The 23,340-nt window shown below is 38.6% G+C and carries 26 protein-coding genes, 1 tRNA gene and 1 rRNA gene; 22 read left to right on the forward strand and 6 right to left on the reverse strand.

Features of this window, described 5'->3' with window-relative positions; all coding sequences use genetic code 11:
- Positions 1 to 144: a hypothetical protein gene (locus V7108_RS14460; protein ID WP_335511632.1), complete on the reverse strand. Its 144-nt coding sequence runs from the start codon at positions 142 to 144 to the stop codon at positions 1 to 3.
- 150 nt (positions 145 to 294) lie between these two features.
- Here V7108_RS14460 and V7108_RS14465 point away from each other — a divergent pair, with 150 nt between their 5' ends.
- From V7108_RS14465 to V7108_RS14520, 12 genes are all read left to right on the forward strand, one after another.
- Positions 295 to 1,044, forward strand: a complete 750-nt coding sequence (locus V7108_RS14465; protein WP_335511634.1) for an SDR family NAD(P)-dependent oxidoreductase — start codon at positions 295 to 297, stop codon at positions 1,042 to 1,044.
- A 91-nt stretch (positions 1,045 to 1,135) separates the two neighbouring features.
- Entirely contained in the window at positions 1,136 to 4,366 is a 3,231-nt protein-coding gene (locus tag V7108_RS14470; RefSeq protein ID WP_335568598.1) for a BTAD domain-containing putative transcriptional regulator, read from the forward strand.
- A gap of 189 nt (positions 4,367 to 4,555) precedes the next feature.
- Positions 4,556 to 5,740 carry a substrate-binding domain-containing protein gene (locus tag V7108_RS14475; RefSeq protein ID WP_335568610.1) on the forward strand — a complete coding sequence of 395 codons (1,185 nt, stop codon included), beginning with the start codon at positions 4,556 to 4,558 and terminating at the stop codon, positions 5,738 to 5,740.
- A 92-nt stretch (positions 5,741 to 5,832) separates the two neighbouring features.
- Positions 5,833 to 6,588: an ABC transporter ATP-binding protein gene (locus tag V7108_RS14480; protein WP_335511638.1), complete on the forward strand. Its 756-nt coding sequence runs from the start codon at positions 5,833 to 5,835 to the stop codon at positions 6,586 to 6,588.
- A complete protein-coding gene (locus V7108_RS14485; protein ID WP_335511640.1) occupies positions 6,585 to 7,292 on the forward strand; it encodes an ABC transporter ATP-binding protein in 708 nt (235 codons plus the stop codon). The genes V7108_RS14480 and V7108_RS14485 overlap by 4 nt, the downstream gene beginning before the upstream one ends.
- 18 nt (positions 7,293 to 7,310) lie before the next feature.
- Positions 7,311 to 8,171 carry a branched-chain amino acid ABC transporter permease gene (locus V7108_RS14490; RefSeq protein WP_335511642.1) on the forward strand — a complete coding sequence of 287 codons (861 nt, stop codon included), beginning with the start codon at positions 7,311 to 7,313 and terminating at the stop codon, positions 8,169 to 8,171.
- Between the two features lie 4 nt (positions 8,172 to 8,175).
- Positions 8,176 to 9,174 carry a branched-chain amino acid ABC transporter permease gene (locus V7108_RS14495; RefSeq protein ID WP_335511644.1) on the forward strand — a complete coding sequence of 333 codons (999 nt, stop codon included), beginning with the start codon at positions 8,176 to 8,178 and terminating at the stop codon, positions 9,172 to 9,174.
- 11 nt (positions 9,175 to 9,185) lie between these two features.
- Positions 9,186 to 9,365 carry a hypothetical protein gene (locus V7108_RS14500; RefSeq protein ID WP_335511646.1) on the forward strand — a complete coding sequence of 60 codons (180 nt, stop codon included), beginning with the start codon at positions 9,186 to 9,188 and terminating at the stop codon, positions 9,363 to 9,365.
- A gap of 18 nt (positions 9,366 to 9,383) precedes the next feature.
- The gene (locus V7108_RS14505; RefSeq protein ID WP_335511648.1) at positions 9,384 to 10,397 is read left to right on the forward strand and encodes a 3-oxoacyl-ACP synthase; all 1,014 of its coding nucleotides are present in this window, start codon (positions 9,384 to 9,386) and stop codon (positions 10,395 to 10,397) included.
- Entirely contained in the window at positions 10,398 to 11,300 is a 903-nt protein-coding gene (phaZ, locus tag V7108_RS14510; protein ID WP_335511650.1) for an intracellular short-chain-length polyhydroxyalkanoate depolymerase, read from the forward strand.
- Positions 11,297 to 12,037, forward strand: coding sequence for a 3-oxoacyl-ACP reductase FabG (gene fabG, locus V7108_RS14515; protein WP_335568599.1), 741 nt, complete (start codon positions 11,297 to 11,299; stop codon positions 12,035 to 12,037). Before phaZ ends, fabG begins: the two co-directional genes overlap by 4 nt.
- A 109-nt stretch (positions 12,038 to 12,146) precedes the next feature.
- Positions 12,147 to 13,646, forward strand: coding sequence for an acyl-CoA synthetase (locus V7108_RS14520; RefSeq protein ID WP_335511654.1), 1,500 nt, complete (start codon positions 12,147 to 12,149; stop codon positions 13,644 to 13,646).
- 26 nt (positions 13,647 to 13,672) lie between these two features.
- Here V7108_RS14520 and V7108_RS14525 read toward each other — a convergent pair whose 3' ends face one another.
- Positions 13,673 to 13,972 (reverse strand): spore coat protein, encoded by a 300-nt coding sequence (locus V7108_RS14525; RefSeq protein ID WP_335511656.1) that lies wholly within the window; start codon positions 13,970 to 13,972, stop codon positions 13,673 to 13,675.
- Complete coding sequence (locus tag V7108_RS14530; protein WP_335511658.1) at positions 13,969 to 14,175, reverse strand: hypothetical protein; 207 nt, start codon at positions 14,173 to 14,175, stop codon at positions 13,969 to 13,971. The genes V7108_RS14525 and V7108_RS14530 overlap by 4 nt, the downstream gene beginning before the upstream one ends.
- 162 nt (positions 14,176 to 14,337) lie before the next feature.
- Between V7108_RS14530 and V7108_RS14535 the strand changes: the two genes are divergently transcribed.
- The 3 genes from V7108_RS14535 to V7108_RS14545 are packed head-to-tail and all read left to right on the forward strand — an operon-like array spanning position 14,338 to position 16,041.
- Complete coding sequence (locus tag V7108_RS14535) at positions 14,338 to 14,514, forward strand: spore coat protein (RefSeq protein WP_438825533.1); 177 nt, start codon at positions 14,338 to 14,340, stop codon at positions 14,512 to 14,514.
- A gap of 14 nt (positions 14,515 to 14,528) precedes the next feature.
- On the forward strand, positions 14,529 to 14,888 hold the full coding sequence (locus tag V7108_RS14540; protein WP_335511662.1) for a spore coat protein: 360 nt from the start codon (positions 14,529 to 14,531) through the stop codon (positions 14,886 to 14,888).
- Positions 14,889 to 14,904: 16 nt separating this feature from the next.
- Positions 14,905 to 16,041 carry a zinc-dependent alcohol dehydrogenase gene (locus V7108_RS14545; RefSeq protein WP_335568600.1) on the forward strand — a complete coding sequence of 379 codons (1,137 nt, stop codon included), beginning with the start codon at positions 14,905 to 14,907 and terminating at the stop codon, positions 16,039 to 16,041.
- Positions 16,042 to 16,078: 37 nt separating this feature from the next.
- Here V7108_RS14545 and V7108_RS14550 read toward each other — a convergent pair whose 3' ends face one another.
- The gene (locus V7108_RS14550) at positions 16,079 to 16,975 is read right to left on the reverse strand and encodes a selenium metabolism-associated LysR family transcriptional regulator (RefSeq protein WP_335511667.1); all 897 of its coding nucleotides are present in this window, start codon (positions 16,973 to 16,975) and stop codon (positions 16,079 to 16,081) included.
- Between the two features lie 167 nt (positions 16,976 to 17,142).
- Between V7108_RS14550 and V7108_RS14555 the strand changes: the two genes are divergently transcribed.
- The 6 genes from V7108_RS14555 to V7108_RS14580 all read left to right on the forward strand — a co-directional run bounded on the left by V7108_RS14555 (position 17,143) and on the right by V7108_RS14580 (position 21,782).
- Complete coding sequence (locus tag V7108_RS14555) at positions 17,143 to 17,382, forward strand: sulfurtransferase TusA family protein (protein WP_335568601.1); 240 nt, start codon at positions 17,143 to 17,145, stop codon at positions 17,380 to 17,382.
- A 192-nt stretch (positions 17,383 to 17,574) separates the two neighbouring features.
- Positions 17,575 to 17,937, forward strand: a complete 363-nt coding sequence (locus V7108_RS14560; RefSeq protein WP_335518408.1) for a DsrE family protein — start codon at positions 17,575 to 17,577, stop codon at positions 17,935 to 17,937.
- A 14-nt stretch (positions 17,938 to 17,951) separates the two neighbouring features.
- Positions 17,952 to 18,665, forward strand: a complete 714-nt coding sequence (locus V7108_RS14565) for a sulfurtransferase TusA family protein (protein ID WP_335518404.1) — start codon at positions 17,952 to 17,954, stop codon at positions 18,663 to 18,665.
- Positions 18,666 to 18,680: 15 nt separating this feature from the next.
- Positions 18,681 to 19,850 carry a cobalamin-independent methionine synthase II family protein gene (locus V7108_RS14570; RefSeq protein ID WP_335568602.1) on the forward strand — a complete coding sequence of 390 codons (1,170 nt, stop codon included), beginning with the start codon at positions 18,681 to 18,683 and terminating at the stop codon, positions 19,848 to 19,850.
- 24 nt (positions 19,851 to 19,874) lie between these two features.
- Entirely contained in the window at positions 19,875 to 20,327 is a 453-nt protein-coding gene (locus V7108_RS14575) for an OsmC family protein (protein ID WP_335568603.1), read from the forward strand.
- Positions 20,328 to 20,456: 129 nt separating this feature from the next.
- A complete protein-coding gene (locus V7108_RS14580) occupies positions 20,457 to 21,782 on the forward strand; it encodes a DEAD/DEAH box helicase (protein ID WP_335568604.1) in 1,326 nt (441 codons plus the stop codon).
- Between the two features lie 42 nt (positions 21,783 to 21,824).
- Here V7108_RS14580 and V7108_RS14585 read toward each other — a convergent pair.
- Positions 21,825 to 21,897 (reverse strand) — tRNA-Ala (locus tag V7108_RS14585).
- An 83-nt stretch (positions 21,898 to 21,980) separates the two neighbouring features.
- Entirely contained in the window at positions 21,981 to 22,676 is a 696-nt protein-coding gene (locus V7108_RS14590) for an MgtC/SapB family protein (protein WP_335568605.1), read from the reverse strand.
- Positions 22,677 to 23,247: 571 nt separating this feature from the next.
- On the opposite strand from V7108_RS14590, the gene V7108_RS14595 reads away from it, so the two are divergent.
- A 16S ribosomal RNA gene (locus V7108_RS14595) occupies positions 23,248 to 23,340 on the forward strand; the annotation flags it as partial.

The raw sequence follows: 23,340 nt of genomic DNA on the forward strand, positions 1-23,340 counted from the left end.
TTACCCCTTTACTCCTTGCAGCCATTCTTGATAACATTCATCACAAAGTGTTTCATCTCTTTCTGTGTTTGAGGAAAGAAAGGTAACATAGTGAAGTTGTTTTTCTTCAATGTCATTTACACAATAAAAGCATTTTTGCTGCACGTTAATCATCACCCTTTAATACAGATTCCACTTAGTTTTTCTTTAACAGTTGAATTCGTTACATAGTAAAAATCTCCACCTGAATAAAGGCGGAGTTAGGTCTATGGGTTAAACTATATATACATAACTCGAAACAGGGAGCTGATTTTTTTGACCTTTAAAAATAAAGTAGTGATTGTAACAGGGGCGGCAAATGGTATCGGTCGTGGAGTTGCTTTAGCTTATGCAGAAAAGGGTGCAAAGGTAGTGATTGCTGATGTGAAGGAGGAACCAGGCAGCCAGACAGTTTCTGAACTTAAACAACTTGGCGCAGATGTTCTTTTTGTAAAAACGGATGTAAGAAATGAAGTCGATATTATTAGCTTAATGAAAAGAGTTCAAAAAACATATGGCAGAATAGATATTATTATAAATAATGCTGGCAAAGGGCTATTTAAATCACTTTACGAGGTAACGTTAGAAGAATGGGATGATATCATACAAACCAATTTGAGAAGCGTTTTTCTTTGTTCTCGGGAAGCTGCAAAGTATATGCGTGAGAATGAAGAAGGGGGATCAATTGTAAATATGGCTTCAACCAGGGCAATCATGTCTGAGCCAAATTCAGAAGGTTATGCTGCAACAAAAGGCGGTATTGTTGCGCTAACACATGCGTTAGCAGCATCTCTTAGCGAGGATCACATTACGGTTAATGCGATATCACCTGGATGGATTCACACTGGAGACTATACTCAATTAACAGCCATTGACCATGAGCAGCATTTATCCAAACGTGTCGGAAAACCGGATGATATCGCCAGGGCATGCCTTTATTTAACGGCAAAGGAAAATGATTTTATTACGGGAATTAATCTGATTATAGACGGGGGAATGACTAAAAAGATGATTTACGAGGAGTAAAAATCAGTTTGAATGTCATTATCGCCAAATTGGACAATAATATGATAAAATAGTGTAAAAATTGGAAAAATTGAGAGAGGGGGGATAATAAATGAAGCTGCCAATTATTCAAACCAAGCTGCGGATTCCAGTTGTCAAAGATGAATTTATTAGACGTGCTAAGCTGACGCGAAAAATGAAGAAAATTCCAGAGTACCCATTGACCATTATTCATTCAGGAGCTGGATTTGGAAAAAGTACGGCACTGGCTTTATTTATGAGGGATGAAAAAATCTCTGGCTGCTGGTATTCCATCTCGTCCAATGATGACGACATCCTTCCATTCCTTTCCTATATTATTCATTCGATTAGAGGATTTGTTCCTGGCTTTGGACAGGAAATTGCTCAGTATATTGAAACTATGGACCGGTACATTCGGGAAGAGGATATAAGTTACTTGTGCTCGTTATTCATTAATGAAATTCTTGAAGTAAATTCAGATATCACATTAATTTTAGATGATTACCATCAAATCGAACATTCTTATACCATTAATAGCTGGGTTGAAAAATTACTTCAGCATATTCCTTTTAACCTGCATTTGGTTATCTCAAGCCGCAGCCGCCCGGGGTGGAAGCACCTAACGAAAATGAGGGTTAATGGACATTTATTAGAAATCTCAAGAGAAGATTTGGTCCTTACAATAGATGAAGTGGAATTGCTATTATCGGACCTATATGGGCTGGAAATAGAGCCTGAACATTTACAAACCATTTATCAATTAACTGAAGGATGGATTATTGCACTTTGTATGATTGCCCAGCAAATTCCCCTAACTGGAAATTTATCAACATTGGTTGAGACCTCATACTCACTTCAAGATTTGTTTGACTACTTAGTAATGGAAGTCTTTTCAAAACAGCCTCCTATGATTCAACAGTTCTTGGAACAAACTTCAATTTTAGATGTCATTGAGGAAGAACTATGTGATGAAGTAATTGGAATACATGGAGCTTCCAACATGCTTGAACAATTGAAGGAAAGAAATTTGTTCATTCAAAAGATTGGGTTAAAACATTATCGCTATCACGCCCTTTTCAAAGAGTTTTTGGAAAACGCATTCTCAAAAAACAATCCTTATAACTATTCCTTATTGCATGAGAAGTGTGCACGCTTTTATGAAAGAAGATCGATGTGGGAAGAGGCACTCTATCACTATAAAAAAATTAATCAATTTCATGCAATAGCTTCTATCTTGCAAGACAACGGTATGAACATGCTCGAAGGCGGCAAACTTAAGAGCTTATCTGATTATTTAATGTTGATTCCTGTGTCTGAGTTAGATACGTATTACCTCCTTTGGTTTATAAAAGCAGAGGTCCATCGCTATCACTCTCAATATCAGGAAGCTGAAGCCTGTTATGAAAAGACGTTAATCGAGGCAAAGAAGCGAAATGATTTTCTCGGAATGAGTAAAGCATTGGAAGGGAAAGCGAAGATTTATTTAGATACCATCCAACCTCTTCAAGCTGAGAAATTATTATATGAAGCCATTGAAGCGAGAGAAAAGAGCATTGGTTCAGGGCAGGAAAAGGCCAAACTATACTATTTGCTGTCAGAAAATCTTTTGAATTCAGGAAAATCTTCAAAATCAGAAAAATGGCTGCAGAAGGCAAAAAAGTCTAATACAGAAGTATTGGAAGGAAATATTGAAGCAAGATTGTATTTGCGAACAGGTCGTTTTGAAGAAGCAAAAAAGTTTCTCTTCAGCCAAAAAGAAAAATTAGCAAGTAAAACTGGTTATGCCCTTCCAAAGGCACACAGAGAAACAGACTTATTATTGTCCTTAATAGACGCTTTTACGGGAGAGGGTTTACAGGCCAAGGAATTAGCACAAGCTGGAATTCAGCAGGGAATAAGTCTCAAAGCACCGTTTGTGGAGGCTTGTGGCTGGATTCGAATGGGTCATGCTGTTCAAATTCTCAATAAGTATGATTTAGATTTAGCTGAACAGTGCTACCATACGTCATTAGAAATTATGAGTACGCTTAATGTTGAAAGGGGAAAAGCCGAACCCTTAATGGGTCTTTGTATCCTTTATGGGACTCATGGAGACTATGAGCGGGCAATGGAAGTTGGTAAAAAGGCATTACAGGAGACTGAAAGGGTCCATGATGTTTGGCTTTCTGCTTTTATTCGTCTATGTATGGGGATTACCTGTATTTATAATGAAAGACTAGAAAAAGGACTATTCTACTTAGAAAAAACAGAGGCATTATTTTTACAATGTGAGGATACCTTTGGACAAATGGTAAGCAGGTTTTGGTTATCTTATATTTACTTTTTGGAGAAAAGAAAGGATTCATTTAAAGAGACTATGGATAAATTTTTATTTATGGTTCAGACATATGACTTCGAATTCTTTTTTCATAAAGTGTCATTATTTAGTCCGCGGGATTTACAAATGATCGTGCCATTATTAATCGATTGTGTAAAAGATAATATCCAAAAATCCTATTCTATTAAAATACTACAAGATATGAATATCGCAACATTGGAATCACACCCTGGCTATTCGATAAGGGTCCAAACATTGGGTCAATTTAAAATTTGGCTTGGAGAAAAAGAAGTTGGGGATAAGGATTGGCAAAGAGAGAAAGCAAAAGAATTGTTTCAATTATTTATAACCAATAGCGAGTTGATCGCAAAGGATGAAATTCTCCAAATCCTTTGGCCTAATCAAGATAAAAAAAGTGCAGACCGTGATTTCAAAGTTGCATTAAATAGTCTTCATCATGTACTGGAACCATTGCGTAAGGCGAGAGCAGCTCCCTTTTTCATTATTCGTGAAGGAATGTTCTATGGTTTAAATCCTCATGCTGTATTTGATTTAGACACTACCCGATTTCAATCCTGGATTCAAGGTGGTTTGAGCGAATCCTCCGATGAAAAAGTGATAAATCTTTTAGAAAAAGGTTTAAGGCTGTATATGGGAGACTATTTGCCGGAACGCCGTTATGATGATTGGTGTATTAGTAAACGCGAAAGCATGCTTGTGTATTTTTTAAGAGGGGCGGAAAAAATGGCTCAATTAATGGTCCGTCAAGAAAATTATAATCAAGCTATCTATTGGTGCGAAAAAATACTGCAGCGTGACCGGACTTGGGAAGAGGCCTATCGGTTATTAATGTATTGCTATTATCGAAAAAACAATCGGCCGCAGGCAATGAAATGGTTTCAAAAATGCAAGGTAGTTTTAGAAGAAGAGCTGGGAGTTTACCCGCTGGAACCAACAAAACAAATGTATGAATTAATCCTGGAATCTGAAGAGTATATAAATTAAATCGAGCAGCCTTAGGGCTGTTTTTTTTTGTCTAAATACAGTGTATATCGTTACTGCTTTTCCTTGTAACTTCTCTGTAACTCATTTTTTCTATTATGAATTCAACGCTATGCAAGTTTTTAATTTAAAGGGGGAAAAAAAGTGAAAGCATTTCGTGGAAAAGGGATTTTAGTTGGATTTCTTATTTTTATGATGATTTTTACAGCAGCATGCAGTTCAGACAAAACGGAAGGGGATACCAAGGATAGTGGGGAGAAGGCAGAGAGTAAAGAACCAATTAAAATTGGTGTTCTTGCCTCAACTACTGGTGCCCTAGAATCTTATGGTAAACAAACATTAAGAGGATTTGAATTAGGACTTGATTATGCAACGGAAGGAACAATGGAGGTTGCAGGCAGAAAGATTGAGTTTGTTGTCGAAGATACGGAAACGAAGCCAGAAGTAGCTGTTCAAAAGGCTACAAAGCTATTAGAAGAAGATAAAGTAGACTTTTTAGTAGGATCTTCAAGTTCAGCTGATACTTTAGCTGTCCTGCCGTTGGCTGAGGAATATCAAAAAATTATGATTGTTGAACCAGCCGCGGCTGATAGTATTACAGGATCTGAGTTTAATAAGTATATTTTCCGATCTGCACGTAATTCTTCCCAGGATGCTGTAGCTGGTGCAGCAGCAATTGCTGGTAAAGATGTAAAAATTGCCACGCTTGCCCCAGATTATTCATTTGGACGTGATGGCGTAGCCGCCTTTAAAGAAGCAGCGGTTAAACTCGGTGCTGATATTGTATTAGAAGAATATGCTGACCCGGCAGCGACTGACTTTACATCTAACATTCAAAAAATTATTGACGCAAAACCTGATTATTTATTTGTGGTATGGGCGGGGGCAAACTCTCCTTGGAAACAAATTTCTGATATGAAGGTTCAAGACAAAGGTATCAAAATATCAACAGGTGCCCCAGATATCGCAGCTTTAGCAACAATGGAGCCGCTTGTAGGCATGGAAGGATTTACGGTTTATTATCATGACCTTCCTAAAAATGAAATTAATGATTGGTTAGTAACGGAACATAAGAAGCGATTTAATGGCGATGTTCCTGATTTATTCACGCCAGGCGGTATGAGTGCAGCAATTTCCATAGTAGAAGCATTGAAGAAGACGGAAGGCGATGCCGATGGTGACAAATTAATCGAAACAATGGAAGGCATGAGCTTTGAGACACCAAAAGGCAAAATGACTTACCGTCCTGAAGACCACCAGGCTCTTCAATCCTTATATGCAATTAAGCTGGAAAAGAAAGATGGTGTACCATATCCAGTTCCAGTGTTAATCAGAGAACTGAAACCAGAAGAAACAGCACCTCCAGTTCGTAATTAAAAAAGTGCTTCTTTAAAAAATATGAGGGTTCGACCTGCTGTTTTATGGTCACCCTCTTCCTTATTTCTATCTACAAGATGGGTGGTGAAAGCGTGACAACCTTAATTGAAACAAATAATTTATCGATAACTTTTGGAGGACACACGGCGGTTGATTCTGTCTCAATTTCCGTTCCTGAAAAACACTTTAAATCAATCATCGGACCAAATGGAGCAGGAAAAACAACTTTTTTTAATCTTTTAAGCGGTCAATTAGCACCTTCGAATGGAAAAATTTATTTTCGCGGAAAGGATATCACAAAGCTTTCTTCGACAAAGCGAACCAGAGAAGGAATTGGGCGCTCTTTTCAAATTACCAATGTATTTCCTAATTTAACTGTTTTGGAAAATGTAAGACTGGCAGTTCAATCAAGAGCCGGAGTCCGCTACCAGATGTTTTTCCATTATAAGAAATATCGTGTATTTGAACAAAAGGCGCTAGAGTGGTTACGTCTTGTTTTGTTAGACGATAAGGTGGATTCTTTGGCAAGCAATTTGGCACACGGGGAAAAGAGAAAGCTGGAAATGGCAATGCTTCTAGCCCTTGAAACCGAAGTTTTGTTACTAGATGAGCCGACTGCTGGGATGTCCTTAGAAGATGTACCTGCGATTTTAGAAGTAATTAAAAGAATTAAGGAACAAGGGAACCGGACAATCATTTTAATCGAGCACAAGATGGATATGATTCTGGACTTATCTGATTCTGTAATGGTGCTATTTAACGGCAGGCTCTTGGCGGATGGAACACCTGAGGATATTATGAAAAATGAAACGGTCCAGTCAGCTTATTTAGGAGGTATCAGCGAATGAACGAGCTGCTGAAGCTTAATCAAATTGAGACGCATATTGGACAATATCATATCTTACAGGGTGTTTCAGTTGAAGTGAAAAAGGGTGAAGTAACGGTCTTACTTGGAAGAAATGGTGCAGGAAAAACAACCACATTACGGACCATCATGGGTCTAAATCCTGCATCCAAAGGCAGTGTAGTTTTTAAAGGAGAACAGATTCAAGCACTCCCAACGTACACGATTGCCCAAAAAGGAATTGGTTATGTACCAGAGGACCAAGGAATATTTGCGGGATTAACAGTCGAAGAGAATATGAAAGTTGCCATTCAAAAAGAAAATGAAGAAACACATAAACGACTTGACTATATATTAAAACTATTTCCTGACTTAAGTAAGTTCTGGAAAAAACCAGGGGGCTTACTGAGCGGCGGTCAAAAACAAATGCTTTCCATTGCAAGGGCTTATGTAAACGAAAATGAACTTCTACTTATTGATGAACCTAGTAAAGGTTTAGCACCAATTGTCGTGGAGAAGGTTATGGAATCCATTATGCAAATGAAGGAACAAACCACCATTGTCTTGGTAGAACAAAATTTTTATATGGCAAGTACAATTGGAGATTGTTATTACATTATTGATGATGGAAGAACCGTTAGCAATGGAGCAATGAAGCAGTTAAAAGAAGATGAGGAAATGAAACGAAAGTATTTGGGAATTGCCTAGGAAAGGAGGAAAGTTTGTATGGAGCTATTATTCAATTTAACATTAAATGGATTGGCAACAGGCATGCTGATCTTCCTATTAGCTGCAGGCTTAACGCTTATCTTTGGTTTGATGGATGTACTTAACTTTGCCCATGGCGGATTGTTTGCATGGGGAGCTTACAGTGGTATTTGGATTTATACTACTACTGAAAGCTTCATTATGGGGATTGCTGGTGCTATTCTCACCGGTTTTATACTTGGGATCATTACAGAAAAGTGGATTATCAAACCTGTCTATGGAAACCATGTTCAACAAATTTTAATTACACTGGGCCTAATGCTCGTTCTTTCAGAAATGCTCAAGGTTATTTGGGGACCTAACCAATTGACGGCTAATCCACCGGAGTATTTGCAGGGAAGCTGGGAAATTGGCAATATGATCATCATTAAATATCGAGTATTTATTATCGCGGTAGGATTATTGGTATTCGCCGGCGTTCAGTTTTTGCTCAAAAAAACCAAAATCGGTCTGGTAGTCCGTGCAGGAGTTATGAATAAAGAAATGGTCCAGGCATTGGGGATTAATATCAAAAAGGTATTTATGTTTGTATTTATGATTGGTTCAGGTATGGCTGCGCTAGGAGGGGTTTTATTCGGTCCCTATTCTGGTGTTATTCATGCGGGGATGGGAATGGAATTCGCCATTTTGGCGTTTATCGTTGTAGTCATAGGCGGGATGGGGAATTTCAAAGGGTCCATCATGGCTGCGATATTAGTTGGATTATCAGGTTCATTTATGGCCTATTATGTTCCAGAATTATCCTTGGCGGTAAATATGTTATTAATGGCGGTTGTCTTAATTGTTAAACCCCAAGGACTATTTGGCGGGAAGGGGTGAGAGGATGAATTGGGTTTTAAAGAATAGAGCGAATACGATTTACATTATCATTGCTGCTTTTCTGTTGATTTTACCTTTCGTTTATGAATCTAGAAACATGTTAATCCTGTTGACTCAGATATTCGTGTTTGCCATCCTAGCGATGAGTTATGATTTATTATTAGGTTTTACCGGAATTGTATCCTTCGGTCATGCGATGTTTTTTGGTATCGGTGCATACTCGATTGGGATATTCATGAAGCGCTTTGAGCCTACGATGCTTCATTTCACGTATGCTGTATTGGCAACAATTCTGATTACAGCGATCGTCAGCTTTATTGTTGGCTTACTAACCCTTCGCTTAAAAAGTCACTTTTATGCGATGTTAACGATGGCACTTGCGGGATTGTTTTTAGTATTAGCAGAAAAATGGCGGACATTAACATTCGGAAATGATGGATTTACTTTTCGTGTCCCAGAATTATTCATTGATCGGACTAATTTCTACATCATCTGTTTAGTTTCCATGATAGCTGTGTTTATGATCCTTAAACGCTTCACGAACTCCCCGCTTGGGAGAGTTTTGCAGGCTATCCGGGAAAATGAACAACGAACGGAGTCTTTAGGGTATCACGTTTTACATTATAAAATTGCAGCCAGCGTCGTTTCTGGTGTATTAGCGGGAATTGCAGGTATCTTTTATGCGATGTCCCTCCGATATGTGAATACGAGTGTATTCACGATGGATATTACCTTAGATGCGTTATTAATGACTATCATTGGCGGTGTAGGTACATTAGTTGGTGCCATTATTGGAGCAGGCCTAATTGAATTCGCCCATGATGGGTTAACGGAGCTGGCGAAAGAACATTGGATATTTGAACGCTGGATTATTTTCTTCGGCATTATTTATATTTTGGTTGTGATTTTCTTCCCGCTAGGTATTGTTGGGACATTAAAGAAGTTTACATGGAATCGAAAAAAACAACATACTGCTAAGAAAAAAGAAAAGCTAGCAGGATAGGGGGAGCATTCATGGATCCGTTACAAATTGCTTCCTTTGTCGTTCGTTTCCAATTGGCGGCTGTGGAAAAAGGAACGGGTAAAAAACAATGGAGAATAAAAGTTACCCATGTTCAAGAAGAGAAGGAAACATTATTTGAGAGTATCGAAGAGGCGACAGCTTTTATGATGTCAATGGTGGAGGACTCCTAGAATAGGGTGGTGAAAGTCTTGCAGATTGGTATTGTCAGTACGGGAGTTTACCTGCCAGAGAAATTTGTAACTGGGATAGAAATCGCAGAATTAGCAGGTATCCCACCACATATTGTCGAAGAAAAGATGGGAATAAAGAAAAAATATGTTCCGGGTCCTCATGACCATACATGTGCAATGGGAATTATTGCTGCCAATCAAGCGATTGAAAAAGCTGGAATCAATCCATTGGAGATCGATGTAGTTATTTATATTGGGGAAGAACATAAGGAATACCCGCTATGGACTGCTGGCATCAAGCTGCAGGAAGCAATTGGTGCCACTAATGCATGGGCATTTGATGTTGCCTTACGCTGTGGAACGACTGTCATGGGTTTAAAAGTAGCGAAAAGTTTAATGATTGCAGATCCGGCGATTCAAACAGTACTCCTGGCTGGGGGTTACCGGAATGTGGACTTTATTGATTATCAGAATCCAAGGACACGGTTTATGTTCAACCTAGGTGCTGGAGGTGGAGCCATTCTGCTGAAAAAAGGCCATAAAGAAAATGTTCTATTAGAAACAGAGTTGATAACAGATGGTTCTTTTTCAGAGGATGTTGTTGTCGTTTCTGGAGGTACAAAGAATCCGATTACGAAAGAGGCAATTGAACAGCGCTTGAATAAGCTGGATGTCTTGGATCCGGCGGGAATGAAACAGCGCTTGGAACAAAAATCAATGGTCAATTTTATTAAAGTGATTCGGGAATCTGTGAGAAAAAGTGGTTACAAAGAAGAAGACATTTCGTATATCGCCATGCTCCACATGAAAAAGTCTGCACATGATTATGTATTAAAAGAATTAAGATTAACGGAGGAGCAATCCATCTATTTAGAGGAATATGGACATATTGGTCAAATTGATCAAATTCTATCGCTAGAGCTTGCCCTTAAGGAAGGGAAAATCAAAGAAGGGGACCTGATTGTTTTTGTAAGTGCTGGTATTGGTTATGCTTGGGGAGCGTCAGTAATTAAATGGGGGAAGGTGGTCTAAATGGTGAATGTGACAATGAAAGAGGTTCAGCTGGCAAATGGGGAAACAATCGCCTATCGTGAGCGGGAAGGCGGAGAAAAAAAGGTCCTGTTAATTCATGGAAACATGACATCATCCAAGCATTGGGATCTTGTTTTAAATAATATGGATGGTGCATATAAAATATATGCTGTGGATTTACGTGGGTTTGGGAAGTCTAGCTACCATACACTGATTACTTCTATAAAAGATTTCTCGGATGACGTCAAGCTCTTTGTGGATGAAATTGGCTTACGGGATTTCGCGATGATCGGCTGGTCAACAGGCGGTGCGGTCGCCATGCAATTTACGGCTGATTATCCAGGCTATTGCAATAAGCTGATATTATTGGCCTCAGAATCAACCAGGGGTTATCCTTTTTATGGGAAGTTAAGCGAGAATGATGTTCCTCGAAGATTTTCATCCTATGAAGATATTAAACGGGACTTGATTCGGACTATACCTGTCCAAGCGGCTTATGATACGAATAATGTAGAATTATTAAAATTGATATGGAACGCTGTTATTTATACAAAAAATCAACCGGCACCCGAGCTTTATGATGAGTATGTACAGGATATGAGAACACAGCGTAACTTAGCGGAGGTACATCATTCTAACAATACCTTTAATATAAGTCATCACCATAATGGTCTTGTGGAAGGGAATGGACTGGTTGATCAGATTAATGTACCCGTTCTTGTTTTGCGGGGTGACCGTGACTTCGTTGTCACGGCAGAAATGACAAAAGAATTGGTTGAGGATTTAGGTGCAAAAGCTAAGTTTGTAGAGTTAAAGGATTGCGGACATTCACCGCTTGTGGACGACTTACCGCAATTCCTAAAAGAGGTAACCAGTTTTTTAAATACGGAGGTGTATAAATGAGGTTAAAAGATAAAGTAGCCTTGATTACAGGAGCAGCAAATGGTATAGGGTTAACAGCTGCAGAACTCTTTGCCAAAGAAGGGGCAAAGGTAGCGATGGCAGACTTTAATGCTGAAATAGGTGAAAAAAGGGCAGGAGAGTTAAGGGAAAAGGGGTATGAAGTAACCTTTTTTCAGGTAAATGTGACTGACCGTTCAAGCGTCGATAAAATGGTGGGAAAAGTCCGAGATACTTACGGGAATATCGGTGTGCTGATAAATAATGCGGGAATTACTAGGGATGCGATGCTGTCCAAAATGTCCGTAGAGGATTTTCGAGCGGTTATGGATGTCAATCTGACTGGAGTCTTTCATTGCACACAAGCAGTTTTACCGTCGATGATTGAAAATGGAAAAGGAAAAATTATTAACACTTCTTCTGTTTCTGGTATATATGGCAATGTCGGGCAAACGAATTATGCGGCATCAAAAGCAGGCGTGGTAGGTATGACGAAAACCTGGGCAAAAGAACTTGGGCGCAAAGGGATAAATGTAAATGCAGTTGCTCCAGGGTTCATTGAAACAGGAATGACAGCAGTTGTTCCTGAGAAAATAATAGACCAAATGAAACAAATGATACCGCTGGCACGCTTAGGAAAACCTGAAGATATTGCAAATGCCTACTTGTTCCTAGCCTCTGACGAATCCAATTATATCAATGGAACCGTCCTGCAGGTTGATGGCGGAATTATGATGTAACCAAAAGACGACCTTTTAAGGGTCGTTTTTTGATTTGTTTTTATGTAACTTCGCTGTAACTAGCTTTCAGTAAGATGTTCTCATCTAGTGGTGAAGGAGAGATCGATCGGTGAGGTGGGAACTCGATTGGCTGGATAATAGAGCAAGATTATCGCCAAATAAGCAGGCAATTATAGATGAAGATACAAATAAAACATGGACATATCAAGAGATAAATACACGTGCGTCATCAGTAGCAGGATGGTTAAAGGAACAAGGAGTAAAAAAAGGAGATCGGGTAGCTCTTTTATCGCCCAATCATATCAGTTATTTTGATTTGCTTTTCGCCTGTGGGAAAATTGGTGCGATTTTTGTCCCGCTAAATTGGCGTCTATCACTTCGTGAATTAATTGAAATTTTGCAGGATTGTACACCCTTAGTAATAGGAATTCATCAACAGTTTCGAAACATGTTTACTTTATTGGAAAACACCATATCTACATCAATTATTGTTGGTGGCTCCGAATATGAGGAAGTCCTGAAATCCAGGATAGAAACGGATGATACTAATGCCATTTCAGAGAATGATCCATTAGCAATGATTTATACAGGAGGAACTACCGGGAAACCAAAAGGTGTCGTATTAAGTCACCAATCTATACAATGGAATGCGATTAATACCATTCTTAGCTGGAACCTTTCTGAGGAAGATGTAACGATTAACTATATGCCGATGTTTCACACAGGAGGATTAAATGCTTTATCGCTGCCTCTATTAATGACTGGTGGTACAGTGATTATTGGGGATCAGTATTCAGGTCGAAAAGTGGTACAGTCTATCAATCGATACAAGTGCACGATTATTCTCCTTGTACCAACCATGTACCATTCGCTCATTCAAAGTGTTGAATTCCAAGATAGTAAATTTCCATCCATGAAAATATTTTTATCCGGTGCGGCACCTTGTCCTATGCAAGTGTATGAAGCTTTTCAGAAAAAGGGATTAGCTTTTAAGGAAGGATATGGATTAACCGAAGCCGGCCCAAATAATTTCTTTATTCATCACGAGGATGCACAAGTGAAACGCGGGTCAGTGGGAAAACCCATGCTTTTTAACGCTATAAAGCTAGCGAGGGAAGATGGCCAAGAAGCGAAGGAGAATGAGGTTGGGGAACTTTTAATAAAAGGGAAGCACTCCTTTTCTCATTATTGGAATAATGAACTCGCCACAATGGAGACAAAAAGGTTTGGCTGGGTTCATACCGGTGACTTGGCGAAAAAGGATGAAGATGGATTTTATTATATTGTCGGCAGAAAAAAGGATATGATCATCACGGGTGGTGAAAATGTCTATCCTCTAGAGGTTGAACATTGGCTCGCTGCACATTCCGAAGTGGATGAAGTGGCCGTCATCGGACTTCCAGATGAAAAGTGGGGAGAAATCGTTACAGCTTTCATTGTTCAAAAAACCCAAAATCTGCTGGATGAACAGGAACTTAGAGCATATTGTGAAAAAAAGTTAGGCAAGTACAAAATTCCAAAGAAATTCATACAAGTAGATGAACTTCCGAAAACGCATGTTGGAAAAATTGATAAAAAGAAATTAAAAGAATTAAGGAAACATGCTTAGAGGAGAACCAGTGGTTCTCCTCTTCGTTATTTCTGTGCTAGTTTTAGGGCTGTATCCGCTACCGTCAAATCGACATTCAACTGGTCAGCCAAATCATGTGGATGATAAAAGCCTTTCGCAATCATATAATTCGTGATTTTTTCATGGGTTGCAATCGCAGTATTTAATTGTTCTCTTAATGCTGCTTTTAATTCAGGTGTACCTGTTTCAGTAATGGCCACCGCGTAATTTCTTACCCCTGCTTTAGCTGAAATGAGGAAATCGGTTGCGATGACCTGGTCTGTCATTCCGCCCATCCCCATAAGGTTTTGAATTAAATTATTCACTCCTGCCCACCCCTTTGCGTTAGGAATTTCTGAAGCTGTTGTATGTGCTTTGTGCCAGTGGCTGCATCTTCGGACAGGATGGTTTTTAATTCTTCATCTTGAGCCAAGACACTCATTGTTGTAGCTTTCGTTAAGCAAAGATTTTTAAATGTCAGCAGTTCATGAAGGTCAAGTGTTTCATGAAGACCTAAATATTTTGTCATTCTATTTCCCTCCAAACGATCATACTTCATCCTCTTTATATTTTCTTTGTCCAATCTTGATTATTCATTCTTGTATAAAACCAATTACGAATAGGGGAAAATACGTGTTATTACCTGGAGGTGAATGTAGTGGTCGATGAAACCTTAGCCTTACATGAAACAATGGAAACACATGAAATCCTAAATTTTAAAACAGTTTGCTTACTACGCTCAAAACTAATGCAGGGCATTTGCTTTGATAATGAATTAAAAGTACTGATGGAAAAGGATGTTCAGCAATCCATAAAGGATGTAAATGAACTGCTGACCTTTTATAAGAAAAGCCAATTGTTACAATAAGTGAGGTGATAGGAATGGAAGATTATTTAGACCCAAGAAACGCTGAGGGGATGCCGAGTTTAGCTGATTCTGCTTTTGCCATGGATTTTTTATTATCCGTAAAAAATGGAATTCGTAATTATGGGTTTGCGATAACGGAAACAGCGAATCCAGAGCTTAGAAGAATCTTGCATAAACAAATGGAGGCAGCCATCGATTTGCATACAGAGATTTCAGATTTAATGATAAAAAAGGGCTGGCTTCATCCACATAATTTTAAGGAGCAATTTCCAATTGATTTAAAAGCTGCAGAGACAGCGGTTCAGATAGCGAAATTAGAGCTTTTCCCTAATGATACAGACCGTCAAGGGATGTTTGCCACACCAAATCAATAAAAGGAGGGATAGAGAGATGAAGGCTGTTACATACCAAGGAATTAAGAATGTCGAAGTCAGAGAAGTGAAGGATCCGAACATTAAAAACCCAGATGATATTATTGTGAAAATCACATCCTCAGCTATTTGTGGATCTAACTTACATCTAATACACGCGATGATACCCAATCTGCCGACAGATTTTGTTATTGGCCATGAACCAATGGGGATTGTGGAAGAAGTAGGTCCCGAGGTTACCAAATTAAAAAAAGGCGACCGAGTAATTATCCCTTTTAACGTGAGTTGTGGTCACTGCTGGTACTGTAATCACGACTTAACGAGCCAATGTGACAATGGTAATCCTCATGGTCAAGGCAGCGGATTTTTCGGATATTCTGAAACCACCGGAGGCTATGCTGGCGGTCAGGCAGAATTCATGCGGGTACCTTTTGGGAACTTTACCCCCTTTAAAATCCCAGAAAATTGTGAAGTGGAAGACGAGAAATTAGTGCTGCTTGCTGATGCTGCACCTACAGCCTACTGGAGTGTTGACCATGCTGGGGTAAAGGCAGACGATACGGTAATCGTCCTAGGTTGTGGTCCAGTGGGGTTACTTGCACAAAAGTTTGCATGGCTAAAAGGAGCGAAAAGGGTAATAGCAGTAGATTATATAAACTATCGATTGCAGCATGCAAAGCGTACCAACAAAGTGGAGATTGTAAATTTAGAGGAGCATGAAAATGTGGGAGACTATTTGCTGGAAATTACCCAGGGTGGAGCAGACATAGTTATTGATGCAGTAGGAATGGATGGGAAAATGACGCCATTGGAATTTTTGGCATCAGGAATGAAACTTCATGGCGGGGCTATGGGAGCAATTGTAATTGCCAGCCAAGCAGTTCGAAAAGGCGGAACCATTCAACTGACAGGCGTATATGGAGGAAGATATAATGCTTTTCCATTAGGGGACCTTTTCCAAAGAAATATCGATTTAAAAATGGGACAAGCCCCAGTTATACCATATATGCCATTTTTATATGATTTATTTTCACAAGGGAAAGTAGATCCTAGTGATATCATCACACATACCTTACCATTAGACCAGGCGAAGCACGGGTACGAAGTGTTTGATACGAAAACCGAAGACTGTATAAAAGTGATTCTAAAACCATAAAAAAAGGGCTGGAGAATTCCGCCCTTTTTTCACTGTTTTAGATGGGACTATCAATTAGCTCTTTCCATTTCTCGATAAATAAATTTGATAGCATGGATTGAGTTTTATTTAGGTTATAGACAAGGTAGAAATATCGTTCATCATTAAACCCTTCAATCTTGTGAACCTTCAATAAATGACTGAAGGAATATTCTGTTGCCGCCATTTCTGAAATGATGGCAATACCAATCTCATGAAGAACAAATTGGATTAAACTTTGTCCGCTTTCTGTATAGGCGACAATATTCATTTGGTCTTTGGGTATATGATTTTTTTTTAGGAATTTTTCGATTTGAGAATTTGTACCTGAATCAGAGTTTCTCATCACAAATGGGTACTTCAATATATCTTGAAAATTAACCGGTCCGTTAATTTCTGAGTGCTGAGAGGTAATGAGGACTAATCGTTCTTTTAATAAAGGAATATAGCACAGCTTATCATTTTCATATTTTTCCCCTAGTATGCCTAAATCTACGGAACCGTTTAGAACTTTTTCGGCAACATTTTTTGAGGATGATTGGTTTATATGAAAGGTTGCTTTCGGAAATTGATCTCTAAAGCGCTTTACCATTTTGGGGATCATAAATTGCCCAGGTACAGAACTAGCAGCGATGCGGATCATACCTCTCAGTTCTGTCGCTCCCTCCTTTAAGTCCAGCATTGCCTGGTCCTTTAACAATAAAAGCTTTAACGCCCATTGATACAACCGCTCTCCCGCTGGGGTAAGAATATTCTCTCTGCCAACGCGATCAAAAAGATTCACGTTTAATGTTCTCTCCAACGCCTGAATATGCGAGCTTACCGTTGATTGACTTAAGAAAATATCTTCGGCGGCTTTAGAAAAGCTTTTATGTTCAACAACCTTCGTAAACACAAACAATTGGTGTAAATCCATCGAATTGCCCTCCTTTATATCCGAAAAATCGATTTATAACCATAGATAGAATAGATAAATTGAATTTATCTAATCATACCATTTTCTTATAATAGAACTGACTCGATGTTTGAACAGTTTTCGAAATAAATCCTGTGAAACATTATTATTTGATGGGAGTTGTATACATGTCACTCCAATATATACCAGATCATATCTATGACGCGGGACCAACAGGGTGTGGTGAGCTGATTATGAACCTATTCTTAACCATGAAAAAGTTGAATCGGGGGCAAATAATCGAAGTTATATCCTATGACCCAGGTGCCAGAGAGGATCTGCCTGCATGGTGTAGAATGCAAAAGCACACCCTGCTCGATCGTAAAGATTTTGGGAAAATCAGTTATTACTATATTGAAAAAGGCTGATTTTAGTCTTTTACATAGGCTGTTTCCTTGAAATAGTTGTTAAAATCTTAAAGCCGATTTTAACGTGGAAGTAGTTATTTTACACTTTTGAATTTAGTTTGAAGGCCCTTTTCTTATAAAACTTTGTTTAAAAAAGCAGCAGATTTTAAGAAAAGAGCCCTTACATAAAATGAATTTATGGAGGAATAAAAAATGGCTGGGAAATTTTTAGTTAGTTTAACGAATGCAAAGAACAATCCTGACAAAGCAACTGTTGGCTTTGTTGTAGCAAATGCAGCAGTAGCATCAGGTCAGGAAACGGTTGTTTTCCTAAATGTTGAAGGTGCATATTTAGGATCAAAGGGATATGCCGATGATATTCACGAGCCAGGATTTGCCCCATTAAAACAATTAATGGATAACTTTGTTGAAGCTGGCGGCACACTTTGGGTTTGCAGTCCTTGTTACAAGAAAAGAGAATTGGATGAAGAAAACCTTGTTGAAGGTGCAACCATTGTTGGGGGAGCTAAATTAGTAGAGTTTCTAAGCCTCGGTGCAGCATCGATTACATATTAAGCAGGGTGACGAACATGCATAAAGCACATGCAATTTGTGATGGCGGGGATTTAGATTGCGGCTCAGGTTTACTATTGATTATTAAAAAGTCAATGGATCCCCTTCTAAATGGTCAAATTCTTGAAGTGCGAAGCAGGGAAAGAAGTGTTGTGGAAGATCTCCCTGCTTGGTGCAGAATGGTCGAGCATGAATTTCTTGGTTCAGAACCAGGAAATAATACCATGCGCTTTTTTATCAGAAAAGGATCAAATCAGGCAGAATTAGAGATGGATTTGCAAGCAGCAAAGGGTTATGAATGGAGTGTACGTGTACGGGGAGAAAAAGATTTAACGGCAAAAGTCCATTCACGAAACCACACATTTATTGCAGGTAAGCCTGCTGATTTTAGTCCAAAGGTTAATGCACCTAGCGCCATTGATTATTTGCTAGCCTCACTTGCGTCTTGTTTGACTGTGGGTTACAAGGCGCAAGCTTCACGAAAAAATATCGAGATTGATCATGTGGAGCTTTCATTAAAAGGGAGTTTAGAAAACGTCTTATTTCACATGGAGTTAGAGGATGAAGGAAGTCCAAAAATCAAGCAAATTGTTGGTACATTTTATGTTTCTTCACCGGAATCAGAAGAGGTGTTGGAGGAATTATGGAACCATACCCTAGTTCGGTCACCTATTTACCAAACGCTTAAACAAGTTTGTAGGATTGAAATAAAACTTTCAATTGTATTTTAACAGGGAGGAAAAAACGTGAATTTACCTAAATTCCCTACCACTGTTATTGGCAGCTGGCCAAGAACCAATGAAGTAAGAAGGGCAATGCGAGATAAACGAGCTGGAAGAATGACTGAGGCGGAGTTTGATTCTATTGCGGATCAGGCTGTCTTACAATGCTTAAAATGGCAAGAAGATGCAGGAATTGATATTGTCACTGATGGAGAACAACGACGAGATAACTTTATCTCTTTTGTTGCCGAGCACCTAAATAATGTCCGAATGCTAACGGTATCTGAACTTTTAGATTACGTTGAAGATAAAGCTAGCTTTGAGGAAATTCTCGGAACATTAGATGTTCCTGCTTTTTCAATGTCAAATCCAGCAGCCACTGGGAAAATTAGCCGTAAAAAGCCATTAGCATTAAATGACTATTTATTTCTAAAAAGACATACGGACAAAGCGGTTAAAGTGGCACTGCCTGGTCCTTATCTATTAACAAGGTCCATGTGGGTAGAGGGATTATCGAAGGACGCCTATCCGACGAAAGAGGATTTGGCTGTTGATATTATACGTGTTTTACGAGAAGAATTGGAAGACTTAATTGCAGCTGGCGTAGAATTCGTACAATTTGATGAACCGGTTTTGACAGAGCTGGTATTTACACAAAAAAATGCAAATAGAACTTTTATGTGTGGAGCTTTGACAGCAAAGGCTGATGCTGAAGAAGAAATTGAATTTGCTCTGGACTTAATGAATCAGGTTACAGATGGAATGCAGGGAAGAGGAACAAGAATCGGAGTCCATGTTTGCCGCGGTAACTGGAGCACTCAAGAGGAAGTCTTGTTAAAAGGTCCATATTTTCCGTTGGTTCCCTATTTTTCTAAGGTAAATATCGACCAGTTAATTCTTGAATATGCTACTCCTCGTGCTGGGGAGATTGCTGCAATTCGAGAATTTGGCGGAAAAGAAATCGGGTTCGGAATCGTCAATCCACGAACAGAAGCTGTTGAAACCGTTGAAGAAATCATAGAGCGTGTTCAGGAAGTAAGAAAATACGTTTCAGATGAAAAAATCTTTTTAAATCCAGACTGTGGATTTGGAACATTTGCACAACGACCAATGAATAGTGATGAAATTGCCTTTGAAAAATTAAAAGTCATGTCGTCCGCAGCAAAAAAGTTGAGGGAAATTATTTTAGTCTAATAACCAGTGAAGTGAGGTAGTGGTATGGGGAAAATAATGAGCTTTAAGGTAGAAGGAAAAGGTAATGGCATGCGTACAGACGCATTTGCAGGAAAACATACAATTGCTATCGATGAACCAGAGTCATTTGGCGGCAAGGATTCTGCAATTGATCCAATGTCAGCGCTTTTATCATCCCTAATTGCCTGTGAAAATGTTATGGCACAATTGATTTCTAATGAAATGAAGTTTGATCTTCGAGGAATTTCTTTTGAAGTGGATGGAAGCTTAGATCCTGCAGGATTAATGGGAGATCTAAGTGTAAAGCCATACTTTCAGCACGTTACGGTGAAAGCATTTATAGAAACCTCTGAATCAGAGGAGCGCATTCTTGAATTACAAAAAGCGGTCGATCAGCGCTGCCCTGTATTTAGAACCTTAAAGGACGCTGGAATTCCAATTGAAAACCATTGGGTAAAAGCGAAGGCTACAGTTTAATACCACTTAAAAGATCTTATCAATTGATAGGATCTTTTTTTAAAAAAAAGAATATTTGCTATTTATGTGTTAAACACTCAATATTAATAAGACTAAATTTTTGTAAGGATTGAGAAAGTAGGGATTTTTTTGCCTGATTTTGTTTCATTAGGTATTTCACAAGTAGTGGTAAATAAATTAAAAAGTTACGGTATAGCTAAACCAACACCTATTCAAGAAAAAGCAATACCTTTCGTTATGGATGGTAAAGATGTTATTGCACAAGCGCAAACGGGAACAGGTAAAACATTTGCCTTCATCTTGCCTATTTTAGAAAAAATAGATCAACAAGCAAATCATGTTCAAGCTCTTATTGTTACTCCGACAAGAGAATTAGCTTTACAAATAACAGATGAGTTTGAAAAATTGACGAACAATCTCCCTGGAGTCGATGTACTAGCCGTCTACGGGGGGCAGGATGTTGATAAACAGTTAAAGAAACTGAAGAAAAATGTTCAAATTGTGGTAGGGACGCCAGGAAGATTATTGGATCATATTAGAAGAGGGACGGTACAGTTATCGGATGTATCTTTTCTTGTTCTTGACGAAGCAGACCAAATGCTTCATATTGGCTTTCTAAATGAAGTAGAGGACATTATCAAGGAAACACCAAAGACGCGTCAAACCATGCTTTTTTCTGCGACGATGCCAGAGGAAATAAGAAGCCTTGCCACTAAGCATATGCGGAAACCTGAATATATCCAAGTTGAAAAAACACAGGGTCCTGCGGAAAATGTAAAATTAATTGCTATTCATACAATTGATCGGGCTAAGCAGGCCACTTTAATTCAATTAGTAGAAACACATAGGCCCTATTTAGCTGTTATCTTTTGCAGAACCAAACGCAGGGTTTCTAAATTGTATGAGGTTCTAAAATCACATAAATTTTTGTGCGATGAACTGCATGGAGATTTGTCACAATCAAAAAGAGAGCAGGTAATGAAACGTTTCAGAGATGGTGAAATCCAATTATTAATTGCAACAGACGTAGCGGCAAGAGGTCTTGATGTTGAAGGTGTAACGCATGTATTTAACTATGATATACCTCAAGACGCTGAGAGCTTTGTCCATCGGATTGGAAGAACAGGAAGAGCCGGTACGAAAGGATTGGCCATCACCTTTTATTCATCGGATGACCGCCCGACTCTTGATATGATTGAAAAAGAACTAAACATTACCATTGAAAAACAAAACACAGGTAATAATGAAGTCAAGAAGACCAATAACTCAGATACTTCAAGGAAGCAGGGAAGGAAAAATAATAGTAAGACGAAGAGCCGTGGTTTTACTGATAAAAAAGGTGGAAATAAGAAAGTAAGTTCTAGGAAATCCTCTGGAAGTTCACACCCAGTTAAAGCAGAACATAAGAATAAAACGTCTGGAGTAAAAGGCAGAATGAAAACGAATAAAAGATAAAAAAAAGAACCCTTGCTAGATAAGCAAGGGTTCACTTTATGATGGAGACTATCGGGATCGAACCGACGACCTCTTGCATGCCATGCAAGCGCTCTCCCAGCTGAGCTAAGCCCCCGTATATATGGTACAAGAAAAATTATAGCTGTCTCGTACCAATCTTGCAAGTGTATTTTATACGTTTTTAAGAAAAAGTTGTGTTTAGCCCATACTTTCAATTTCAACCTTATGGACTCCTTCTAGATTTGAGACAGACTCATAAACTTCAGTTGTCTTCTCTCGGTAATCTACTGCCACTAATATTTGAACAAGATGGTCGCCATTGTCTAAATCCTTTATTCGGATCCTGCGAATGATGTACTTTTTCTCCATAATAAAAGATATAACCTTTTCAATCTGGATTTTTTCTCGCATAAACAATTGGAGACTAATTTCTTTTTCTCGTAATTGTTTAGGTCCGATGTACTTCATCACGTAAGGTACTAGTTCCACACTAATTATTAGTAATACAACACCAGCAAGTGCTTCGATAAAAAAACCTGCTCCTACTGCAATTCCAATTCCGGCTGCTCCCCATATCATTGCGGCGGTAGTAAGTCCAGAGATACTATCATTTCCTCGTCTAAGGATTACACCCGCCCCTAAAAAACCAATTCCTGAAACAATCTGTGCTGCAAGACGAAGAGGGTCCATGGTGATTTTAACATTATCGGAATCAGGAAACATATAAGCCGATTCAATTGATACAATGGTTAGCAGACAACTTACTACGGATATTACAAGACTTGTTTTAAGACCAACAGGCTTTCTTTTTAATTCCCGTTCTAATCCGATAATTAGTCCAAAAATCGCAGAGATGCCTAGCTTTATTAATATATCGTAATCTATATTCTCCATTGGGTTCACGTCCATTACTATTTTGGATAATACTTTGACTTTTCTATTATATGTTATCCATGGGTTCTAAAAAAAGAAATATCCTTTTACAAAATAATAGTAGTGAAGATGATTAAAACTGTTTGATTGAGTTATCCTAGTTAGGAATCTTAGTTGATAAAGTCCTTTTATTATTACATATACATTAATGATGGATTTTATGAATCAGTCCCTTGTTTGTTTTACCTATTGAAGTGATTATCAAACAACTTTCAAGAAACTAATTATAGATGAATCAAAAAAAGTAATAAATTATTAATAAATTATATTGCAATCATTTTTCTAACATGGTATATTAATTCTTGTCCTCTTCGAGAGAGCCAACAGCGAAAAAGAAATTCAAAAAAGTTGTTGACATCACGATGAAGGGTATGTTAAATTAAAGAGGTCGCTTTCGAGCTATTAAGTAAGATCAGCTCATAATGTGATTGATAATTGTTCTTTGAAAACTAAACAAACAAGAACGTCAACAAACAATTTTTTAGCTTTTAATAAAAGCTAAGCCAACGTAACAGAATGAGCTATATCAACTTTCTTGGAGAGTTTGATCCTGGCTCAGGACGAACGCTGGCGGCGTGCCTAATACATGCAAGTCGAGCGAATCAAGAGGTGCTTGCACCTCTTG

This window comes from Neobacillus vireti (assembly GCF_036962345.1).
Lineage (GTDB): Bacteria > Bacillota > Bacilli > Bacillales > Cytobacillaceae > Neobacillus > Neobacillus vireti_A.

Bases quoted from the DNA above. Each gene is read 5' to 3' on its own strand.
- V7108_RS14495 (WP_335511644.1), top strand. From the start codon at position 8,176: ATGAATTGGGTTTTAAAGAATAGAGCGAATACGATTTACATTATCATT.
- V7108_RS14535 (WP_438825533.1), top strand. From the start codon at position 14,338: ATGGAAACACATGAAATCCTAAATTTTAAAACAGTTTGCTTACTACGC.
- V7108_RS14540 (WP_335511662.1), top strand. From the start codon at position 14,529: ATGGAAGATTATTTAGACCCAAGAAACGCTGAGGGGATGCCGAGTTTA.
- phaZ (WP_335511650.1), top strand. From the start codon at position 10,398: ATGGTGAATGTGACAATGAAAGAGGTTCAGCTGGCAAATGGGGAAACA.
- V7108_RS14590 (WP_335568605.1), bottom strand. From the start codon at position 22,676: ATGGAGAATATAGATTACGATATATTAATAAAGCTAGGCATCTCTGCG.
- V7108_RS14470 (WP_335568598.1), top strand. From the start codon at position 1,136: ATGAAGCTGCCAATTATTCAAACCAAGCTGCGGATTCCAGTTGTCAAA.
- V7108_RS14555 (WP_335568601.1), top strand. From the start codon at position 17,143: ATGTCACTCCAATATATACCAGATCATATCTATGACGCGGGACCAACA.
- V7108_RS14485 (WP_335511640.1), top strand. From the start codon at position 6,585: ATGAACGAGCTGCTGAAGCTTAATCAAATTGAGACGCATATTGGACAA.
- V7108_RS14500 (WP_335511646.1), top strand. From the start codon at position 9,186: ATGGATCCGTTACAAATTGCTTCCTTTGTCGTTCGTTTCCAATTGGCG.
- V7108_RS14545 (WP_335568600.1), top strand. From the start codon at position 14,905: ATGAAGGCTGTTACATACCAAGGAATTAAGAATGTCGAAGTCAGAGAA.
- V7108_RS14490 (WP_335511642.1), top strand. From the start codon at position 7,311: ATGGAGCTATTATTCAATTTAACATTAAATGGATTGGCAACAGGCATG.
- V7108_RS14565 (WP_335518404.1), top strand. From the start codon at position 17,952: ATGCATAAAGCACATGCAATTTGTGATGGCGGGGATTTAGATTGCGGC.
- V7108_RS14530 (WP_335511658.1), bottom strand. From the start codon at position 14,175: ATGACAAAATATTTAGGTCTTCATGAAACACTTGACCTTCATGAACTG.
- V7108_RS14475 (WP_335568610.1), top strand. From the start codon at position 4,556: ATGATGATTTTTACAGCAGCATGCAGTTCAGACAAAACGGAAGGGGAT.
- V7108_RS14560 (WP_335518408.1), top strand. From the start codon at position 17,575: ATGGCTGGGAAATTTTTAGTTAGTTTAACGAATGCAAAGAACAATCCT.
- V7108_RS14550 (WP_335511667.1), bottom strand. From the start codon at position 16,975: ATGGATTTACACCAATTGTTTGTGTTTACGAAGGTTGTTGAACATAAA.
- V7108_RS14575 (WP_335568603.1), top strand. From the start codon at position 19,875: ATGGGGAAAATAATGAGCTTTAAGGTAGAAGGAAAAGGTAATGGCATG.
- fabG (WP_335568599.1), top strand. From the start codon at position 11,297: ATGAGGTTAAAAGATAAAGTAGCCTTGATTACAGGAGCAGCAAATGGT.